Origin of the sequence: Xenorhabdus hominickii, assembly GCF_002632725.1 — a bacterium.
Lineage (GTDB): Bacteria > Pseudomonadota > Gammaproteobacteria > Enterobacterales > Enterobacteriaceae > Xenorhabdus > Xenorhabdus hominickii.
The window spans coordinates 1-320 of sequence record NZ_NJAI01000121.1 but is presented as its reverse complement, the minus strand read 5'-3'; the positions used below and the strand labels follow the sequence as shown (position 1 = coordinate 320).

The 320-nt window shown below is 57.5% G+C and carries 1 protein-coding gene; it reads left to right on the top strand.

Annotation, left to right across the window (positions count from 1 at the left end; translation table 11 throughout):
- Positions 1-140 precede the first annotated feature (140 nt).
- On the top strand, positions 141-320 hold a 180-nt coding region (locus tag Xhom_RS25470; RefSeq protein ID WP_169928594.1), incomplete at its 3' end, for a phage head closure protein.

The following is a 320-nucleotide window of genomic DNA, read 5'->3' as shown; positions in this document are numbered from 1 at the left end:
GCTGATATCGGCGGATATTGAGCTGGCGTTGTTATTGGCTATTGGGTTCTGGAATGAGAACCGCGAAGCCCAGTCACTCCCGGCGGGGTTTAAAGCCTTATTGGAACCCTATCGGCACATCAACTTATAAGGCGGTCACCATGCAGGCAGGACGGCTTCGTCATCGCATCACGTTACAAAACTTCGTTCAGATCACCCTGCCTTCCGGTCAGCGAACACAGGAATGGCAGGACGTTGCCACGGTCTGGGCGGAGGTCAAGCACCTCAGTGGGCGGGAATTGCTCTCGGCCGGGGCGGAAATGGCCGAGGTCACGGTGCGC